Source organism: Paracoccus sp. SSK6, from assembly GCF_039770665.1.
GTDB lineage: Bacteria > Pseudomonadota > Alphaproteobacteria > Rhodobacterales > Rhodobacteraceae > Paracoccus.
The window spans coordinates 67,405-86,623 of the sequence record NZ_JBDPNJ010000012.1; the positions used below are offsets into that span (position 1 = coordinate 67,405).

Below are 19,219 nucleotides of genomic sequence, written 5' to 3' on the forward strand. Positions count from 1 at the left end.
ATGACCATGATCTTCGGCATCCCTGTCCAGGCCCTGATGGGACAGTTGCTGGTGGGGCTTATCAACGGCAGCTTCTATGCGCTGCTGTCGCTCGGCCTTGCGGTGATCTTCGGCCTGCTGCGCGTGATCAACTTCGCGCATGGCGCGCAATACATGCTGGGCGCCTTCACGGCGCTCTTGCTGCTGACCGTGGGCGGCGTCAACTACTGGCTGGCGCTGATTGCGGCGCCGGTGATCGTGGGCCTGTTCGGCGCGATCATCGAACGCACGATGCTGTCGCGGCTGTACAAGCTGGACCACCTTTACGGGCTCTTGTTCACCTTCGGCCTAGCGCTCGCCATCGAAGGGACATTCCGTTATTTCTACGGCGCATCCGGGATGCCCTATGCGGCGCCCGGCGCGCTGACGGGGGCGGTCAACCTGGGCTTCATGTTCCTGCCCATCTATCGCGGCTGGGTGGTTATCGCTTCGCTGATCGTCTGCCTGGGTGTCTGGTTCCTGATCGAGAAGACCAAGCTGGGCGCCTACCTGCGCGCCGCGACGGAAAACCCGGTCCTGGTGCAAAGCTTTGGCGTCAACGTGCCGCTGCTGCTGACACTGACCTATGCGCTTGGCGCGGGGCTGGCGGCCTTTGCCGGCGTGCTGGCGGCGCCGGTCTATCAGGTCAGCCCGCTGATGGGGTCGAACCTCATCATCATCGTCTTCGCGGTGGTCGTGGTCGGCGGCATGGGGTCGATCCTGGGAGCCATCGTCACCGGCTACATGCTGGGCGTGGTGGAAGGGCTGACCAAGGTCTTCTACCCCGAGGCGTCCAATATCGTGATCTTCGTCATCATGGCGATCGTCTTGATCCTGCGGCCTGCGGGCCTTTTCGGAAAGGATGCCTGACATGGCCGGCAAATCCGAACCCATCCCCTCCGAACACATCGCCATCCACCCCAAGGCCGGGGCGATCCAACTGGCGCTTCTGGCGGTGATCGTGGCCGCGCTGCTGCTGGCGCCGCAATTCCTGTATCCGATCTTCCTGATGAAGCTCTTGGCCTTCGGCCTGTTCGCGGCGGCCTTCAACCTGCTGCTGGGATACACGGGGCTTCTGTCCTTCGGCCACGCCGCCTTCTTCGGCGGCTCGGCCTACTTCACCGCCCATGCCGTGAAGGTCTGGGGTTGGCCGCCCGAGGCCGGGATCCTTCTGGGCGTCCTGGGCGCAGCGGCCTTGGGTCTGGTCATGGGCGCCATCGCCATCCGCCGCCAGGGCATCTATTTCGCGATGATCACGCTGGCCCTGTCGCAGATGTTCTTCTTCTTCTGCCTGCAAGCGGGCTTCACGCATGGCGAAGACGGCATCCAGTCGGTGCCGCGCGGGCATCTGTTCGGCGTCATCGACCTGTCCGACACGATGACGATGTATTACTTCGTGCTGGCGGTCTTCGTCATCGGGCTGCTGATCATCTGGCGTTTCGTCAATTCGCCCTTCGGCATGATCCTGAAATCGATCCGCGAAAACGAACAGCGCGCGATCTCGCTGGGCTATTCGGTCAGCCGCTACAAGCTGGGGGCGTTTGTCATGTCGGCGGCGCTTGCGGGGCTGGCGGGGGGCGTCAAGGCGCTGATCTTCCAGTTCGCCACCCTGACCGACGTGACCTGGCAGATGTCGGGCGAGGTGATCCTGATGACCCTTCTGGGCGGCATCGGCACCCTGGCCGGGCCGGTTGTGGGCGCGGGCCTTGTGGTGACGCTGCAGAACTATCTCGCCACCTCGGACTTTCCGGTGACGATCATCACGGGCGTCGTCTTCATGGTCTGCGTGCTGTTGTTCCGGCGCGGGTTGATCGGCGAGTTCTTCGCCAGCAAATTGGGCCGCAGGCTGGGCTTCCGGTCGGAATCGTGATGGAAAGCTACGACTATATCGTCATCGGCGCGGGCAGCGCGGGCTGCGTGCTGGCCAACCGCCTGTCCGCCGACCCCAAGACCCGCGTCCTGCTGCTGGAGGCAGGGGGCCGCGACAACTACCACTGGATCCACATCCCGGTGGGCTATCTTTACTGCATCGGCAACCCGCGCACCGACTGGGGCTTCAAGACCCAGGCCGAGGAAGGGCTGGGGGGCCGGTCGCTGGTTTATCCGCGGGGTCGCGTTCTGGGCGGCTGTTCGTCGATCAACGGCATGATCTACATGCGCGGGCAGGCGGCGGATTATGACGGCTGGCGGCAGATGGGCTGCACCGGCTGGGGCTGGGACGACATCCTGCCGCTGTTCAAGGCGCAGGAGGATTTCTATCGCGGCGCCGACAACGCCCATGGCTCGGGCGGCGAATTGCGGGTGGAAACCGCGCGTGTCCGCTGGGCCGTGCTGGATGCCTTCATGGACGCGGCGGAACAGGCGGGCATCCCGCGCACGGATGACTTCAACCGGGGCGACAACGAAGGGGGCGGCTATTTCGACGTGACCCAACGCGCGGGCTGGCGGTGGAGCGCGGCAAAGGCCTTCCTGCGGCCGATCCTCAAGCGCCCGAACCTGCGCGTCCTGACCGGGGCCGAGGTCGAGCGGCTGGTGATCGAGGGTGGCGAGGTCACGGGCGTCGTCTTCCATCACGCCGGTCAGCGGCAACAGGTTCGCGCAGCCCGTGAAACCGTGCTGTCGGCGGGCGCGATCGGGTCGGTGCAGATCCTGGAGCAATCCGGCATCGGGCGCGGCGATGTGCTGCAAGCCGCAGGCATCACCCCTCAGGTCGAGGTGCCCGGCCTGGGCGAGAACCTTCAGGACCACCTGCAATTGCGCCTCGTCTATAAGGTGCGCGGGGTGCCGACGCTGAACGAAAAGGCCTCTCGCCTGCTGGGCAAGGCCTCCATCGGGCTGGAATACCTGCTGAAGCGGTCCGGGCCGATGTCCATGGCGCCCAGCCAGCTGGGCATCTTCGCCAAGTCCGGTCCCGACAAGGCCACGGCGGATCTGGAGTTTCATGTCCAGCCGGTCAGCCTCGACAAGTTCGGCGATCCAGTTCACCCGTTCCCCGCCATGACCGCCAGCGTCTGCAACCTGCGCCCCGAAAGCCGGGGGTCGGTCCATGTGACAGGCCCCGATTTCCGCGCCCATCCCGCAATTAGGCCGAATTACCTGTCCACGCCAGGGGACCGGGACGTGGCCGTCCGTGCCATACGCTTGGCCCGCAAGATCGCTGCGCAACCAGCCTTTACCCGCTATGACCCCGAAGAACACGTCCCTGGCATCGCCTTTCAGACCGACGACGATCTGGTCAAGGCGGCGGGCGCGGTCGGCACCACGATCTTCCACCCGGTCGGCACCTGCCGGATGGGCAGCGATGACGGCTCTGTCGTGGATCCGCGCCTGCGGATGCGCGCGCTGGGGCGGCTGCGGATCGCGGATGCGTCCATCATGCCGACGATCACCAGCGGCAACACCAATGCGCCGGTGATGATGATCGCGGAAAAGGCCGCGCGGATGATGCTGGAGGATGCGCGGGCTTGATCGCGCTTCCACCCGCCGCCTAAGCTGGCGGCGAACAGCGGAAACGACAGCATGACCTTGCCCTTTGATTGCGAAAAGCGCCCGGCTTCGGGATCACGGGGCGTCGTGGTGACGAATGCGCCGCTGGGTTCCGCCGCCGGGGCCGAGATGCTGGCCATAGGCGGCAATGCCATCGACGCCACTGTGGCCGCGCTGCTGACCCTGACGGTGGTAGAGCCGATGATGGTGGGCATCGCGGGCGGCGGCATCGCGCATCTGCGGCTGGCGGACGGGCGGCATGTGGTGATCGACGCGCTGTCGGCGGCGGGGCAGGGCGCGCGGCCCGACATGTTCACGCCGCTGTCCGACCTGCCGGATGCCTATATGGAGGTCGAAGGGCGGCGCAACAGGGTCGGGCCGTCAGCGGTTGCGGTGCCCAGCAACCTGCGCGGCTGGTGCCTGATGCACCAGCGATACGGGCGCTTACCGTGGGCCGATGTGGTGGAACCAGCTATCCGCGCGGCGGCGCGCGGATTTGCCGTCAGCCCATACCTGCACGGCGCCATTCGCGAACACGAATCCGACCTGCGCATGGACCTCGAGATCGCGCGCCTGCTGCTGCCGGATGGCGCGCCGCTGGCACCGGGGTCGCGGCTGGTCATGGGCGATTACGCCGAAAGCCTGCGGCTGATCCAGGCGCAGGGCGATGCGGCGCTGCATGGCGGCGATCTGGGCCGCGCCCTCGTGGATCGCCTGGAAGGTGAGGGTCATGTGACACTGGACGACCTGGCGGCAGCGCGGGCCATTGAGCGAGAGGCGATCTTCGGCACCTATCGCGGCCATACCATCGTCGGCCCGCCGCCCCCCGCATCCTCGGGCGTTCACGTCGTCCAGATGCTGAACATGCTGGAGCCGTTCGACCTGCGCGGCATGGGTTTTGGCAACCCCGATGCCATGGACCTGCTGGCGCGGGCGATTGCCCTGGCGTTCGAGGACCGCCGCGCGGCGTCCGGCGATCCCGATTTCGTGGATGTGCCCGTGGATCGCTTCACCTCCAAGGACTATGCCCGGCAGCGGATGCCCGTGATCCATGAAAGCCGCGACACCACGCACCTGACCGTGGCCGATGCGGACGGCAATATCGTCAGCGCCACCCATACGATCAACGGGCTGTGGGGCGCGTGCTTCATGGTGCCGGGAACGGGGATCATCCCGAACAACTACATGCTGAACTATGACCCCCGGCCGGGGCGGGCGCTGTCCATCGCGCCAGGCAAGCGGGTGCCGACCTCGATGGCGCCGATGATGGTGCTGCGGGACGGGCAGCCGCTCTATGCGCTTGGCCTGCCGGGGGCGGTGCGGATCTTTCCGTCCGCCATGCAGGCCATCGTCAACCTGATCGACCACGGCATGACCCTGCAACAGGCGGTCGAGGCGCCCCGCCTGTGGACCGAAGGACATCACCTGGAACTGGAACCGGCTTATGCGGCGCAGGCCGATGCCATGCGCGCGCGCGGCCATGAGGTGCGACTGGTCAAGACCATCGGCGGCGGCATGAACGCCATCGGCTTCGCGCCGGACGGCACCATGACCGGCGCCGCCTGCTGGCGCGCGGATGGCACCGTCATGGCGCAGGCCGGCGGCCTGGCGCGCGCCGGCATCCGCTTCGTGATCTGAGGCAAAGCATGACCACCGTTGTTCTTCTCGATCCCGCGGCGCCCGAACGGCTGGACCGCATCCGGCCCTTCCTGCCGCCGGGATGGGTGCTGACCACGGCGGTATCCCGTGCGCCGCAGGACCAGCTTGCGGCGCTGCAGGGCGCCCGCTTCGCCATCACCGGCGACGTACCCGTGACCGAGGCGATGTTCGCCACGCCAGGGCTGCGGGCGGTGCACAAGTGGGGCGTGGGCTTTGACGGCATCGATCTGGATGCCGCGCGCAGGCATGGGGTGCGGGTGTTCCGCACCACCGGATCGAATGCGGTGGCGGTGGCGGAAACCACGCTGGGCCTGATCCTTGCCGTCAACCGCGGCATCGTGCGCGGCCATGTCGGCATCCTGAACGGCGGCTGGCCCAAGGGGCAGGTCGCGCCAAGTTCGGTCACGCTGTCGGGCCGCACCGTCGGGATCATCGGCATGGGCCATATCGGCAAGGCGCTTGCCCGGCTGCTGCGGGGCTTTGGCTGCCCGATCCTTTACACCAAGCGCACCCCCCTGCCTGCCGCCGAGGAAGCGGATCTGGGCGCCAGCTTCGCGCCATTGGACGATCTGCTGGCGGCATCGGAGGTGGTGACGCTGAACTGCGAGTTGAACGACAGCACCCGCAACCTGATCGGGCGCGACCAGTTGGCGCTGATGAAGCCCGACGCCATCCTGGTCAACGCCGCTCGCGGCGGCGTGTTGGTCGAGGCTGATCTGGCCGAGGCGATCCGCGCGGGCCGCCTACGCGGCGCCGGGATCGACGTGTTCTCGGTCGAACCGATCGCGCCCGACAACCCTCTGCTGGGGCTGGACCGGGTCGTGCTGACCCCGCATCTGGCGGCGCTTGACGCGAAGGGTTTTGCGCCTTCGGTGACGCGGATGGTGGAGAACTTGCTGGCGGTCCAGAACGGGACGCCACCGCGTCAGGACGACATCCTGGTGTAAGGCAGCAAAAAGGGCGCCGCAGTGACGCGGCACCCTTTCGTCTTTTCCGGCAGGTCAGTCGGCGTTGCGTTCGCCCAGTTGCAGCCCTGCGGGGTGCATGGCCAGGCCGGTGACAGGGGCGGCGAAGCCTTCCAGGTCGCGCCCGCCCATTGCGGCATCGAAGCGTTCCCGGTCCAGCGCACCCTGCCAGCGGCTGACGACCACCGTTGCGACCGCGTTGCCGATGAAGTTGGTGATGGACCGGCATTCCGACATGAAGCGGTCCACGCCCAGGATCAGCGCCATGCCGGCCACCGGCACGGTCGGCACGACCGACAGGGTCGCGGCCAGGGTGATGAAGCCCGCGCCGGTCACGCCCGCAGCGCCCTTGGACGACAGCATGGCGACCAGCAGCAGCAGCACCTGCTGTTGCAGCGTCAGGTCGGTATTCGTCGCCTGGGCGATGAACAGCGCGGCCAGCGTCATGTAGATGTTGGTGCCGTCCAGGTTGAAGCTGTAGCCGGTCGGGACGACCAGGCCCACCACGGGACGCGCGCAGCCCGCCTTTTCCATCTTCTCCATCAGCGAGGGCAGGGCGGATTCCGAGGACGAGGTGCCCAGGACCAGCAGGATTTCCGCCTTGAGATAGGAAATCAGCCGGAAGATCGAGAAGCCGTTGACCATGCAGACGGTGCCCAGGACCACGATCACGAACAGCGCCGAGGTCAGGTAGAACGTGCCCACCAGCATCGCCAGGTTCATGATCGACGCGATGCCGTATTTGCCGATGGTGAAGGCGAAGGCCCCGAAGGCGCCGATGGGCGCAGCCTTCATCAGGATGTCCACCACGCGGAAGATCGCGAAGCTGGCCGATTCCAGGATGTTCAGCACGGGCTTGCCCTTGTCGCCGACCAGGATCAGGCCGATGCCGAACAGGATGGCGACGAACAGCACCTGCAGGATGTTGCCTTCGACAAAGGCCGAGACCAGCGTGGTCGGGATGATGTCCATGACAAAGCCCGTCAGCGACGTTTCATGCGCCTTTTCGGCATAGCCTGACACTGTCGAGGCATCGAGCGACGCGGGGTCGATGTTCATCCCCGATCCCGGCTGGATGACATTGGCCACGATCAGGCCCACGATCAGCGCCAGAGTCGAGAAGGTCAGGAAATAGGCGAACGCCTTTCCCACGACCGAGCCCACGCCGCGCAGCGATCCCATGCCCGCAAGGCCGGTGACGATGGTCAGGAAGATGACGGGGGCGATGATCATCTTGACCAGCTTGATGAAGCCGTCGCCGAGCGGCTTCAGCGCCTCGCCGGTTTCGGGATAGAAATGGCCCAGCAGGGCGCCCGCCGCGATGGCGATGACGACCTGGAAATACAGGTGGCGATAGAATGGCCGCTTCTCATGGGCCACGGGATGCGCGGATGTGTCCAGCTGCATGGAAAGGCCTCCTCCAGCCTTGATGTAATGCGGTGGGGGCTATTCTATGCAGGCGGCGGGGCTGCCCGAAATTCTTGCATCATGGCAGCAAACCACTGAAAACATGTCCGTTTTCATATGATGGCGCCTGAAATATGTGTGGTTTTCCGCACAGGTCCAAACTGCTAGTGTGGAAATGGAAACACTTGGCCAGGACAGCCGGACGCGTGACCGACATGCAGGACGCCGCACAGACAGCAGGTGATTCGCCGCCCTTGTCGCGGGTGGCGGGATGGCTGGCGGTTGCGGTTGCCTTGGCGCTGCTGGTCCTGGTTCCGGCGGCGGTCTTCTGGGGCGTGCGGTCCGGCGCGCTTCAGAACCTGCGGGCCGAAGGGCAGGCGGCTGCGCAATCCCGCGCCCTGACCCTGGAAAGCATCCTGGACCGGCAGCGGGCCGTGGTGGCGATCCTGGCCGATGACGATCTGGTCAAGGCCACGCTTCGCGCCGGATCGCAGGACATGCGGGACCGGGTATCGGCCAAGCTGGAACGCCTGCGGTCCGAGACGCAAAGCGCGGTGATCTATCTGATGGAGGCGACGGGCTATACCATCGCGGCCTCGAACTGGAACCGTCCCGAAAGCTTCGTGGGCCATGACTACAGCTTCCGCGCCTATTTCCGGGACGCGCTTGTCCAGCCGACCGCGATGGAATTCGCCCTTGGCACCGTCAGCGGAAAGCCGGGATTGTATCTGTCCCACGACGTGCGGGACCAAGGCGTGCTGCTGGGGGTGGTCGTCGTCAAGGTGGAATTCGACGCGCTGGAGGCCGCCTGGGCGCGCAGTCCCAACGCCACCCATGTGACCGAGGCCGATGGCCGTGTCATCATCACCACCGATGCGCAGCTTCGCTTTACCGGCACGCCGCCTGTCGTGCCCGACAGCCTGGTCATCGCGTTGCCGGTGCGGGGCACGGGTTGGACGCTTGCCATGCATGTGCCCACGCGGGAAGCGTCGCAGACGGCCGCCTATGCCTCGGGCGCGGCTGCGCTGGCGATGCTGCTGCTGATCGCCCTGGCCGATCAGGCCCGCCGCGCACGCAGGCGCGCCTTCCGCAAGGCCCAGGCCGACCGCACCTATCGCGCCGAGCTGGAGCGTGCCGTGGCCGAACGCACCCGTGACCTGTCCGAGGAGATCCGAGAGCGTCAGCGGGCCCGGCAACGCCTGTCGCGGATGCAGTCCGACCTGGTCCAGGCCAACAAGCTGGCAACCATGGGCCAGATCACCGCAGGCGTCGCGCATGAGATCAACCAGCCGCTGGCAACGATCCGGCTGCTGGCCGAGAACGGGCAGGCCATGTCCCCCGGCGGACCGGCGGGCGACAACCTGGTCCGCATCGCACGCATGACCGACCGGATCGGCCAGATCACCGACCAGCTTCGCAGCTTTGCCCGCAAGGCCACCGGCGAGATCGGCCCCGTTCCCCTGCACGCGGTAATCGAATCTTCGCTGCTGCTGACGGCCAGCCGCCGCAAGGCCGGCGACATTCCCGTGCATCTGCCCGAAATACCCGAAGGGCTGGCGGTTGTCGGCGAACAGGTGCGGGTGGAGCAGATCCTCGTGAACCTGCTGACCAATGCCTTCGAGGCGCAGGAAGGCCGCGCCGACCCCTGGATCCGCATCGGGGTTCAGGCTGACACCGACCGCGTGACGCTGACGGTTGCGGATAACGGACCTGGCCTGTCGGCCCAAGTCAGGGACCAGCTTTTCGCCCCCTTCGCGACCAGCAAGGCGCAGGGGCTTGGGCTGGGCCTGGTCATTTCGCGCGACATCGCCCGCGACCTCGGCGGCGACCTGACCGCCGACGATGTGGTGCACGGGCAGGGCGCGACCTTCCGCCTGACGCTGAGGAGAGCCGCATGACAGGGCTTGTCCGTCTGGTCGAGGATGACGAGGATCTGCGCGCCGCGCAGGTCCAGACGCTGCAGATGGCAGGCTTCGCGGTCGAGGATTTCGGGCTGGCGACAGACGCCCTGGCGGGGGTCACGCGTGACTATCCGGGTGTCGTCCTGTCGGATGTGCGGATGCCCGGCATGGATGGGTTGCAACTGTTCCAGCGCCTTCACACCATCGACCCCGACCTGCCGGTGATCCTGCTGACCGGCCATGGCGACGTGCCCATGGCGGTGGCCGCGCTGAAGGCCGGGGCCTACGACTTTCTGACCAAGCCCTTGGGCCGCGACGTGCTGCTGGCCGCGCTGAACCGTGCCGCCGCCGCCCGTGCCCTGGTGCTGGAAAACCGCGCGCTGCGGCAGGCCAGCCACGATGCCTCGGACAGCTTTCCCGAACTGGCTGGCAGTAGCGAGGTCATGCAGCATCTGCGCGCCGCGCTTGACCGCATCGCCGAGGCCGAAGGACACGCCCTGCTGACCGGCCCCGATGGCGCGGGCAAGCTGACCGTCGCGCGCGCCATCCACCGCCAGGGGCCGCGCCGCGCCCGCGCCTTCGTGCATCTGGCCTGCGATGCCTTGGATGATGCTCGTTTCGACGCCGACCTTCTGGGCGGCGAGGCGCCGGGGCCGCGCGGCACAAGGCAGGCGGGGCATCTGGAAAGGGCGCAGCGGGGTGTGCTGTTCCTTGACCGCGTGGATGCGCTGACGTCCCCGATGCAGGCGCGTCTGGCCGCGATCCTTGAGGCGGGCGAGTTCTGGCCCGCAGGCGCCGCAGCACCCCGGCCCATGGACGTGCAGCTTCTGGCCTCGACCACGGCCGATCTGGAGCAGCGGGTCGCAGACGGGCAGTTCGATGCCCGCCTGTTCTATCGCCTGTCGGGCACGGTCCTGCCCGTGCCTTCGCTGGCCGAGCGGCGAGAGGATATTCCCGGGCTGTATCGCCATTTCCTGCTGGCTGCCTGCGCGCGCCTTGACCGGCCCCCGCCCGCGATGACCGGCCCCGTCAAGTCGCGTCTGGCGGCGCATGGATGGCCCGGCAACCTGCCGGAACTGCGCGGATTCGCCGAAAGCCAGGCCATCGGCGTGACGCCCTTCGATGCGCAGTCCAACGGCACCGCGCCCGGATTGTCCCAGCTGGTCGCGACCTACGAGGCCGACCTGATCCGCGACGCCCTGCGGCTGTCGGGCGGCAATGCCACGGCGGCGATGGCGCGGCTGCAACTGCCGCGCAAGACCTTCTATGACAAGCTGGCCCGCCACGGGATCAGGCCCACGGATTTCCGCCGCTGATCAGCGGGTGCGGCCTTCCAGGATGGTTTTCAGAACCAGCACCACAAGGGCGATCAGCGTCAGGGTGGATGCGGCGGCGAAGGCGCCGACCGTGTTCAGGTCGTTGAACAGCAGTTCGATCTGCAAGGGCAGGGTCATGGTCTGCCCCCGGATCGCGCCCGAGACGACCGAGACCGCGCCGAACTCGCCCACCGCCCGCGCCGTCGCCAGGACCGCGCCGTAAAGCAGCGCCCAGCGGATGTTCGGGAGCGTCACCCGCCAGAAGATCTGCCAGCCCGAGGCGCCCAGCGTCAGCGCCGCCTGCTCCTGTTCGGACCCTTGCGCCTGCATCAGGGGCAGGACTTCGCGCGCGACAAAGGGGCCGGTGACGAACAGCGTCACCATGACGATGCCGGGCAGGGCGAACAGGATCTTGATGTCGCCCGCCGCCAGGACCGGGCCAAGCAGCCCCTGCCGCCCGTAGAGCAGCAGATAGCAGACCCCCGCGATGATCGGAGAAATCGAGAACGGCAGTTCGATGATCGTCAGCAGCGCCTTGCGGCCGGGAAAGGTGAAGCGCGCGATCAGCCAGGCGGCGGCAATGCCGATGACAAGGTTGATGGGCAGCGTGATGACCGCCACGGCCGAGGTCAGCCAGATCGCGTGCAGCGTGTCGGGGGCCAGGATGTTCTGTGCGAAGGCCGCAAAGCCCTCGGACAGGGCGCGCCAGAAGATATAGACCAGCGGCACCACGACGATGAACAGGGTCAGCGCGATGGCAAGGCCGACCAGCAGCCACTGGGCGCGGCGGTCCTGTCGCGGGGCAAGGGCGGCGGGGGCAGCAGGCGTCATGCCGGAACCCTCCGCCGCGTCAGGCGCGATTGCAGCCAGTTCGACAGCACCAGCAGCACCATGGCGATGGCGACCAGCGTCAGCGCGATGGCTGCGGCGCCGTTGTAGTCGTATTCCTCGAGCCGGATCACCGCCAGAAGCGAGGCGATTTCCGTCTTCATCGGCAGGTTGCCCGCGATGAAGATCACCGCGCCGAATTCGCCAAGCGACCGCGCGAAAGCGATGGTGGTGCCGACCAGAAAGGACGGCAGGATCGCCGGAAAGATCACCTTCGTGAAAATCTGGAACGGGGTCGCGCCAAGTGTGCGGGCCGCTTCCTCCTGGCTTTGGTCCAGATCCTCCAGGATCGGCTGGACGGTGCGGACCACGAAGGGGATCGAGGTGAAGGACATGGCGATCGCCACCCCCCAGATCGTATAGACGACCGAGATCCCGGCGGGCGCTAGGATCGCGCCATACCAGCCGTTTTCCGAAAACAGCGCGGTCAGGGCCAGACCCGCGACGGCGGTCGGCAGGGCGAAGGGAATGTCCATCATCGCATCCAGCAGCCTGCGACCCGGAAAGCGGTAGCGGACCAGCACCCAGGCCATCAGCAGCCCATAGGCCGCGTTGAACAGTGTCGCCAGGGCGGCGGCGGTAATGGTCAGCCGCAGGGCGGCCAGCGTGCGGGGGGCGGTCACGATCTCCCAGAAGCGGAGGGGACCGATCTCGGCCCCCTTCAGGAACAGGGCGATGACGGGCAGCAGGACGATGACGCCGACATAGGTCAGCGTCAGGCCCATGGTCAGGCCGAAGCCCGGCAGAACCCGCCTTTGCCGCCCTCTGGCGGGAATGACCGCCGCGACGCTCATTGGTTCACGAACACCGAATCAAGAATCCCGCCTTCGGCGAAGTGTTCCTCCTGAACCTTCTCCCAGCCGCCGAACACGTCTTCCACCGTGACCAGCTTCACGTCGGGGAAGTTGGCGGCGAATTCGGCGGTGATCGCCTGGTCATGCACGCGGTTGAAGTTCTGCGCCAGGATGCGCTGCGCGTCGGGCGAATAGAGGAAGTCGAGATAGGCCTTCGACACCTCCTCCGTGCCCTTGCTTTCGGCGTTTTCCGTCACGACGGCGACCGGGAACTCCGCCAGGATCGACAGGGACGGCGTGACCCGTTCCAGCTTGGCGTCGGCATACTGTTTCGCGATGCCGCCGGTCTCGGCCTCGAAGGTGATCAGCACGTCGCCGATGCCGCGTTCGGCGAAGGTCGTGGTGGCCGCGCGTCCGCCCTGGTCGAAGACCGGGACATTGGCGAAGATCTTTTTGACAAACTCCTGCGCCGCCGCCTGATCGCCGTTGCTCTTGTCCAGCGCATAGGCATAGGCCGCCAGATAGGTATAGCGCGCATTGCCGCTGGTCTTGGGGTTGGGGAAGATCACCTGCACGCCGTCCTGCGCCAGGTCGTCCCAGTCGTCGATTCCCTTGGGGTTGCCCTCGCGCACCAGGAAGGCGGGCAGCGAGTAATAGGGCGAGGCCTGGTTCGGGAAAGCCTCGCGCCAGTTCTCATCGACCATCCCGCCTTCGGCCAGAACGTCGATGTCGGTCACCTGGTTGAAGGTCACGACATCGGCGGGCAGCCCTTCCAAGATGGCGCGCGCCTGCTTGGACGATCCGCCATGCGACTGGTCGATGGTGACGCTGCGGCCGGTCTGCTCCTGCCACTTCTCGGCAAAGACCGGGTTCAACTGGGCGAACAACTCGCGGGCAACGTCATAGGACACGTTCAGGATCGCGTCCTGCGCAGCCACGGGCGAGGCAAGGCCCAGCACAAGGGCAAGGGCGGTGGTCAGACGGGTTTTCACGGGCGAGCCTCCTTCAGGGTCCGGGATGTGTCGGCGGGCAGGGCGGCAGGCGCTGTGCCGCCGGGAAAGATCTGGCCCGCGATGATGCGCAGTCCGACATGCTGGCCGACTGACAGGCCACGGCCATCGCGGCGCGGCACCTCGGCCTCGATCCGGCAGCCGGTGCCGTCTTCCGCCACCAGCCGCAGCAGCGCGCCGGTGGAGGCGATCTCGGCCACGCGGAACGGTGCCGCAGGGTCGGGGACGGGCATGATGTCGGCGGGGCGCAGGAACAGCGTGGCAGGTCCGTCGGGGATGGCACGGCGGGGCAGGCCGGTCAGATCCAGGCCCGCAGCATGTGCCCGGCCCGCGCGCATGGTCACGGGCAGTTCCACCGTCAGGCCCAGGAAACGGGCGACGAAAGGCGTGGCGGGATGGTCATAGATCTCGTCCGGGCGGCCGATCTGCTCGATGACGCCGCCGTTCATCACCACCACGCGGTCGGCAAGCTCGAAGGCTTCCTCCTGGTCGTGGGTCACGAAGATGGTGGTCGTGCCCGCGCTGTCATGGACGCCGCGCAGCCAGCGGCGCAGGTCGCGGCGGACCTGGGCATCCAGTGCGCCGAAGGGTTCGTCCAGCAGCAGCACGCGGGGTTCGATGGCCATGGCGCGGCCCAGGGCGACCCGCTGGCGCTGCCCGCCCGACAGTTCCGCCGGATAGCGGCCGGCCAGACCGTCGATCTGCAGGAACCGCAGCAGCCGGTTCACGGTGGCCGCGACTTGCGCCTGGCCGGGGCGGCTGGCGCGCGGCAGGACGGTCAGGCCGAAGGCGATGTTGTCGCGCACGGTCATGTGCGGGAACAGCGCGTAATGCTGGAAGACAAAGCCGATCCGCCGTTCCGCCGCCGACTTCGCCAGCCAGTCGGCGCCGTCAAAGGACAGCCCGCCCGCATCCGGCCAGTCGAGCCCCGCGATGATCCGCAAGAGCGTCGTCTTGCCCGACCCCGAGGGACCGAGCAGCGCGATCAGTTCGCCCTGGCGCACCTCAAGCTCGATCCCCCGCAAGACAGGGGTCGCGCCGAAGCGCCGGGCAAGGTGCGAGATCACAAGCGACATGGGTGGCTCCTGTTTTCACGCGACACCTAGCAACCGGGCCCTTCCTTGCCAAGGAATGGAGGGTTGCGTTTCGGGGTGGAAAGTCAGGACGTTGTTCCCGAAATGCCGGGCTTTGCGAAAGCCCCGGACCACCATCACCCACGCCCTGCGTAATCCGGTGCGCCGCGACGCTGCGGAAGCAGATATTTTCCTTTTTATCAAGACTTCGTCCCTATAAGCCTGACCATGTGCTGCAAGGGGAGGCTGTGATCCGGGTCATCGTTGCGACGCTGACAGGCCGCGCCATCGCGCTGTTCGCGCGGCTGGTGACGGCCGTGCAGGCGGTCTGGCAGGGGGCAGACCCGCTGGATCAGCGGCAGCGCATCTATTTCGCGAACCACGCCAGCCATGGCGACTTCATCCTGGTCTGGACGGTCCTGGCGGATCCGCTGCGGCGGAAGACCCGGCCCGTGGCGGGGGCGGATTACTGGGGCGGTGGCCTGCGCCGCTTTGTCGGGCGCGACGTTTTCGACGCGGTGCTGATCGACCGCACCCGCGCGCAAGGGGGCAGCGATCCGGTGGGCCAGATGGCCGATGCCCTGAAAGGCGGCGCCTCGCTGATCCTGTTTCCCGAAGGCACGCGCAACCTGACGGACACCGACCTGCTGCCCTTTCGCAGCGGGCTTTACCATCTGGCCTGCGCCTGCCCGCAGGTCGATCTGGTCCCCGTCTGGATCGACAACCTGAACCGCGTCCTGCCCAAGGGCGCCTTCATCCCGGTGCCGCTGATGTGCAAGGTGATCTTCGGAAGCCCCCTGCGGCTTGATGCGGACGAAGGCAAGGACGCTTTCCTGACCCGCGCCCGCGACGCGCTTCTGGCGCTGCGGCCTGCCAGGGGGACCGCATGACGCCCTTGGCGCAATCGGACCTGCTGACCGTGCTGGCCGGGGTCGGGGGCGTGCTGACCGTCGCCTCGGCCACAGGCTGGGTATTGCGGCGGAAGCTGTCGCCCGATGGCCGCAACGAGGCGATCGAGAACCTGAACGACCGGATCCGCGCCTGGTGGGTCATGGTGATAGCGCTTGGCCTGGCCTTTCTGGGCGGCAGGACGGGCGTCCTGCTGCTGTTCGGCATCTGCTCGTTCGCGGCGCTGCGCGAATTCATGACGTTGACCAATGCCACGCGGGCCGACCACTGGACGCTTGTGGGCGCCTTCTTCGTCGTGCTGCCGGTCCAGTATTGGCTGATCTGGCACCAGCAATACGGCATCTTCGCGGTGTTCATCCCGGTCTATGTCTTCCTGCTGCTGCCCATCGTGTCAGCCCTGCGCGGGGAAACCCGCAATTTCCTGGTCCGCATCGCCGAGATGCAATGGGCGCTGATGATCTGCGTTTATTGCGCCTCGCATGTCCCGGCGCTGCTGAACCTGCGCATACCGGGATACGAGGGGCGCAACGTCCTGCTGATCGCCTTCCTGGTGATCGTCGTGCAGATCAGCGACGTGCTGCAATATGTCTGGGGCAAGCTGATCGGGCACCGCAAGATCGCCCCCGCCCTGTCGCCGTCCAAGACGGTCGAGGGTTTTGTCGGCGGCGCGCTGTCGGCCACGCTGATCGCGGCGGGGCTGTGGTGGATGACGCCGTTTTCGCCGGGACAGGCGGCGCTGATGGGGGCCATCATCACGCTGATGGGCTTCCTGGGCGGATTGGTCATGTCGGCAATCAAGCGCGACCGGGGCGTCAAGGACTGGGGCCACGCCATCGCGGGGCATGGCGGCTTCATCGACCGGCTGGATTCGGTGGTCTTTTCGGCGCCTATCTTCTTTCACCTGACACGATATTTCTGGGCCACGGGATGATCGACACATCGAAACGCCGACCGCTGGCCAGCCGCCAGAGCCGATGGGCAAACCGCGCTGCCACCCGGCTGGCGCAAGCCGGGGTGACGCCCAACCAGATCTCGGTCGCGGGGATGGCGGCGGCGTTGCTTGCAGGCGGCTGCCTGGCTGTTGCGCCCGATGCGGGACCATGGGGGCGGGCGGCGGGCCTGGTCCTTGCCGCGCTGTTCTGCCAGGCGCGGCTGCTGTGCAACCTGCTGGACGGCATGGTCGCGGTCGAAGGCGGCAAGGGCGCGCCCGACGGCCCCTTCTGGAACGAGTTTCCCGACAGGGTGTCGGACATCCTGATCCTTGTGGGTGCAGGCATCGGCGCGGGCGTGCCGGCGCTTGGCTGGGCTGCGGCGGCCATGGCCGTGCTGACCGCCTATGTCCGAGAGCTTGGCGTGACCTGCGGCGCGCCAGCCGATTTCGGCGGCCCGATGGCCAAGCAGCACCGCATGGCGCTGATGACCGGCGCGGCGCTGCTGGCCATCCCCGAACCGCAGGTGCTGCGGATCGCGCTGTGGATCATCGTCGCACTTGCCGGGCTGACGGCGCTCTGCCGGTCGCTGCGGCTGGTGCGGTTCCTGAAACGCGGCCGAGGCTAGGGCGGGGCGGCATTCACCGCTGCGCTGCCTGGGTTTGGCGAAGGCCATCGCCTTCGCCACGCGATGAGACTGCCACCCATGCCGCCGGGCCTCGAAGGCCCGGCCAGCGCCCGCCCCGCCCCCAGGCGGGCGCTGACCTCTCGTGGTCGCGGGATGGCACCGTCTCTGATGGCACCGTCACACGCGGGCGGGGAAGCGGACTGCACCGCTCCTGTAGCCGCTGAATGTCGATCCGCTCTAGCGCCAGATCCAGCTATGCCCCGACAACGCCCCCTGCAGCTTGGCCAACAAGCGCAGCGCGGGGGTGCGCGGGCTGATCCCGTTGCGCAGGCGGTCAACGGCGACCTCGACGGGGCAAGGCAGGCCGGTCACAGGGTCGCGATAGCGCGGATAAGCGATCAGGCAGGCGTGGACCAAACCCGCCAGATCGGGACGCGCGCGGCGGCGCGGCGGGACCGGGCCAAGATCGCGGGTCAGGCCCCAGCCCGCATAGAAGGGCGCGCCGAGGGTCGTAACCGGAATGTCGCGCAACAGCGCCTCGAACCCCAAGGTCGAGGTCATTGTCCAGACCTCATCGACATGGACCAGCAGCATGCTGGGATCGGTGGCGGTCGCCACCTCATCGGCAAGGCCCTGCAGGTCGGCGGGGGCAATGGCGCCGGGGCGCAGGCCCGCCTCGACATCGGGATGGGGCTTGTAGATCAGGTGGGCGCCCGGATTGTCGCGGCGGGCGCGGCGCAACAGCTCAAGGTTGCTGCGTTCCGCGCCCGCGCCAAGCCGGATCGAGGCGTCGTCCTGGACCTGCCCCGGAACCAGGATGCGCCTGCCTGCGCCGGACACCGGGCGATAGCCGCCCCGCAGGTTGTATTTCGACAGCCCCGCCTCCCGGATCGTCGCGATCAGGCGCTCGGCCCTCGGCAAGCCGCCGGGTGGGGGTCCGGCGGCGATCAATCGCTCAAGACGGCTTTCGCGCGTCGGGTCGTAGTAGATGCCCAGATCGTCCGCCACCAGCGACAAGGGCGGCGTCAGGTCGGCGCCCAACCCACGGGAACGCAGAAATCCGTCCTCGACCCGGATCGCCTGGGGGACATCATCGGCCTTGCCCGCCCAGGCCAGCGTGACATTGGCCTGGGGCTTGTTCGTGAACCGCACCCCCTGGCCGTCACAAAAGGCGCGCGCGATGAAGGGCCGTTTCCACAGCCGCATCCCATAGGCCAGATGGCCGTCCCGGTCCTGTCGAAAGGCCCTGGCCTCAGCCTCCAGCTGATCCACGGCGCCTTCGAAATCAGTCAGGCGGTCGCGGCAGGGATCGTACCAGACCGGCGCAAGAAGGTGGCTTGCGGCAAACAGCGTCTCGGCCAGGGCAGGACCGCGACGGCCTGGGGGCAGGGGAGCCTCGTCCTGCGACAAGCCCCAGCCGGCATAGAAAGGCTGCCCGAACAAGCGTGGCTTGTGTCCGGCCAGGATCGCCTCGTATCCCATCTGCGAACTGAAGGCATAGACGGCATGGGCATTCTCCAGCAGCGCCCAGGGCGAGATCTCCTGGTCGCACAGCATGTCGCCGGGGCGCAGATCGTCTGCGCCCAAGTGACCGGGGCGCAGGCCGCGGATGGTCTCGGGGTGGCTGCGCAGCAGGACGGGGCGGCCGGGGTGTTCACGGCGGGCGGCGGCCAGCATCGCCAGAAAACGGCCGCGCCCGGCCCCCATCAGCGACGCATCGCCGCGCGTCTGGTCGATCACCAGGACATAGCCAGGTTCCGGGGCGGACAGGTTGGGGCGGTGGGCGTTGTATTTCGACAGATCCAGCGCCCGCAGACGCGCGATGCCGTCGCGCGCACGCTGTTCGTGCCCGGTTGTCGCGCCTTCGACGACCAGCCGCTCGATCAGCGAGGGGCGGGAAGGGTCGAAATGCAGCCCGACCGGGTCGATCAGCAGGCCAATGGGTCCGCGTCGGGCGATATGGCCCCTGGCCCGGCCGGGCAGGATGGATCGCAGAAACGCGTCCTCGACAGCCACCAGCGGAACGCCCCTGCGCGCCGCGACGGCGCGGCCCCGCCATGCCGTGGGACTGGCGCCCCAGATGGCGACGGCGTCCCCGGGGCCCGGCAGCCCAAGCCGCAACTCCCAGCCCGACAGTTGCAGGATGCGCCGAAGCCGGGGGGCGCGCCAGAAGCCGCCATTATATGCGAAAAGCCGCCGGGCGTGGTTGCCGGCGGCCTTGTCCTTGCCGGTCATC

At 67.4% G+C, this 19,219-nt stretch carries 16 protein-coding genes; 10 read left to right on the forward strand and 6 right to left on the reverse strand.

Annotated features, from left to right (window positions below; all coding sequences use genetic code 11):
* From AAIL68_RS10300 to AAIL68_RS10320, 5 genes are read left to right on the forward strand one after another with little or no spacing between them, the layout of a single operon-like run.
* Entirely contained in the window at positions 1–888 is an 888-nt protein-coding gene (locus tag AAIL68_RS10300; protein ID WP_347139684.1) for a branched-chain amino acid ABC transporter permease, read from the forward strand.
* 1 nt (position 889) lies between these two features.
* The gene (locus AAIL68_RS10305; RefSeq protein WP_347139685.1) at positions 890–1,888 is read left to right on the forward strand and encodes a branched-chain amino acid ABC transporter permease; all 999 of its coding nucleotides are present in this window, start codon (positions 890–892) and stop codon (positions 1,886–1,888) included.
* Positions 1,888–3,486, forward strand: a complete 1,599-nt coding sequence (locus tag AAIL68_RS10310) for a GMC family oxidoreductase N-terminal domain-containing protein (protein ID WP_347139686.1) — start codon at positions 1,888–1,890, stop codon at positions 3,484–3,486. The genes AAIL68_RS10305 and AAIL68_RS10310 overlap by 1 nt, the downstream gene beginning before the upstream one ends.
* Positions 3,487–3,537: 51 nt before the next feature.
* Positions 3,538–5,142 (forward strand): gamma-glutamyltransferase, encoded by a 1,605-nt coding sequence (gene ggt, locus AAIL68_RS10315; RefSeq protein WP_347139687.1) that lies wholly within the window; start codon positions 3,538–3,540, stop codon positions 5,140–5,142.
* 8 nt (positions 5,143–5,150) lie between these two features.
* Positions 5,151–6,110 carry a 2-hydroxyacid dehydrogenase gene (locus AAIL68_RS10320; protein ID WP_347139688.1) on the forward strand — a complete coding sequence of 320 codons (960 nt, stop codon included), beginning with the start codon at positions 5,151–5,153 and terminating at the stop codon, positions 6,108–6,110.
* Between the two features lie 54 nt (positions 6,111–6,164).
* Here the strand turns inward: AAIL68_RS10320 and AAIL68_RS10325 are convergent, their stop codons facing one another.
* Positions 6,165–7,535, reverse strand: a complete 1,371-nt coding sequence (locus AAIL68_RS10325; RefSeq protein WP_347139689.1) for a dicarboxylate/amino acid:cation symporter — start codon at positions 7,533–7,535, stop codon at positions 6,165–6,167.
* A gap of 215 nt (positions 7,536–7,750) precedes the next feature.
* Here AAIL68_RS10325 and AAIL68_RS10330 point away from each other — a divergent pair, with 215 nt between their 5' ends.
* Positions 7,751–9,433, forward strand: coding sequence for an ATP-binding protein (locus AAIL68_RS10330; protein ID WP_347139717.1), 1,683 nt, complete (start codon positions 7,751–7,753; stop codon positions 9,431–9,433).
* Complete coding sequence (locus AAIL68_RS10335; RefSeq protein WP_347139690.1) at positions 9,430–10,752, forward strand: sigma-54 dependent transcriptional regulator; 1,323 nt, start codon at positions 9,430–9,432, stop codon at positions 10,750–10,752. The genes AAIL68_RS10330 and AAIL68_RS10335 overlap by 4 nt, the downstream gene beginning before the upstream one ends.
* On the opposite strand, the gene cysW is transcribed toward AAIL68_RS10335, so the two are convergent.
* The 4 genes from cysW to AAIL68_RS10355 are packed head-to-tail and all read right to left on the reverse strand — an operon-like array spanning position 10,753 to position 14,520.
* Positions 10,753–11,583, reverse strand: coding sequence for a sulfate ABC transporter permease subunit CysW (gene cysW / locus AAIL68_RS10340; RefSeq protein WP_347139691.1), 831 nt, complete (start codon positions 11,581–11,583; stop codon positions 10,753–10,755).
* The gene (gene cysT / locus AAIL68_RS10345; protein ID WP_347139692.1) at positions 11,580–12,434 is read right to left on the reverse strand and encodes a sulfate ABC transporter permease subunit CysT; all 855 of its coding nucleotides are present in this window, start codon (positions 12,432–12,434) and stop codon (positions 11,580–11,582) included. Before cysT ends, cysW begins: the two co-directional genes overlap by 4 nt.
* On the reverse strand, positions 12,431–13,426 hold the full coding sequence (locus tag AAIL68_RS10350) for a sulfate ABC transporter substrate-binding protein (RefSeq protein ID WP_347139693.1): 996 nt from the start codon (positions 13,424–13,426) through the stop codon (positions 12,431–12,433). The genes cysT and AAIL68_RS10350 overlap by 4 nt, the downstream gene beginning before the upstream one ends.
* Entirely contained in the window at positions 13,423–14,520 is a 1,098-nt protein-coding gene (locus tag AAIL68_RS10355) for an ATP-binding cassette domain-containing protein (RefSeq protein WP_347139694.1), read from the reverse strand. The genes AAIL68_RS10350 and AAIL68_RS10355 overlap by 4 nt, the downstream gene beginning before the upstream one ends.
* A 245-nt stretch (positions 14,521–14,765) precedes the next feature.
* Between AAIL68_RS10355 and AAIL68_RS10360 the strand changes: the two genes are divergently transcribed.
* From AAIL68_RS10360 to AAIL68_RS10370, 3 genes are read left to right on the forward strand one after another with little or no spacing between them, the layout of a single operon-like run.
* Positions 14,766–15,407, forward strand: coding sequence for a lysophospholipid acyltransferase family protein (locus AAIL68_RS10360; RefSeq protein WP_347139695.1), 642 nt, complete (start codon positions 14,766–14,768; stop codon positions 15,405–15,407).
* A complete protein-coding gene (locus tag AAIL68_RS10365; protein ID WP_347139696.1) occupies positions 15,404–16,357 on the forward strand; it encodes a phosphatidate cytidylyltransferase in 954 nt (317 codons plus the stop codon). Before AAIL68_RS10360 ends, AAIL68_RS10365 begins: the two co-directional genes overlap by 4 nt.
* Complete coding sequence (locus tag AAIL68_RS10370) at positions 16,354–16,983, forward strand: CDP-alcohol phosphatidyltransferase family protein (RefSeq protein ID WP_347139697.1); 630 nt, start codon at positions 16,354–16,356, stop codon at positions 16,981–16,983. Before AAIL68_RS10365 ends, AAIL68_RS10370 begins: the two co-directional genes overlap by 4 nt.
* A 237-nt stretch (positions 16,984–17,220) precedes the next feature.
* Here AAIL68_RS10370 and AAIL68_RS10375 read toward each other — a convergent pair whose 3' ends face one another.
* The gene (locus tag AAIL68_RS10375) at positions 17,221–19,218 is read right to left on the reverse strand and encodes a capsular polysaccharide biosynthesis protein (RefSeq protein ID WP_347139698.1); all 1,998 of its coding nucleotides are present in this window, start codon (positions 19,216–19,218) and stop codon (positions 17,221–17,223) included.
* Position 19,219: the final 1 nt, after the last annotated feature.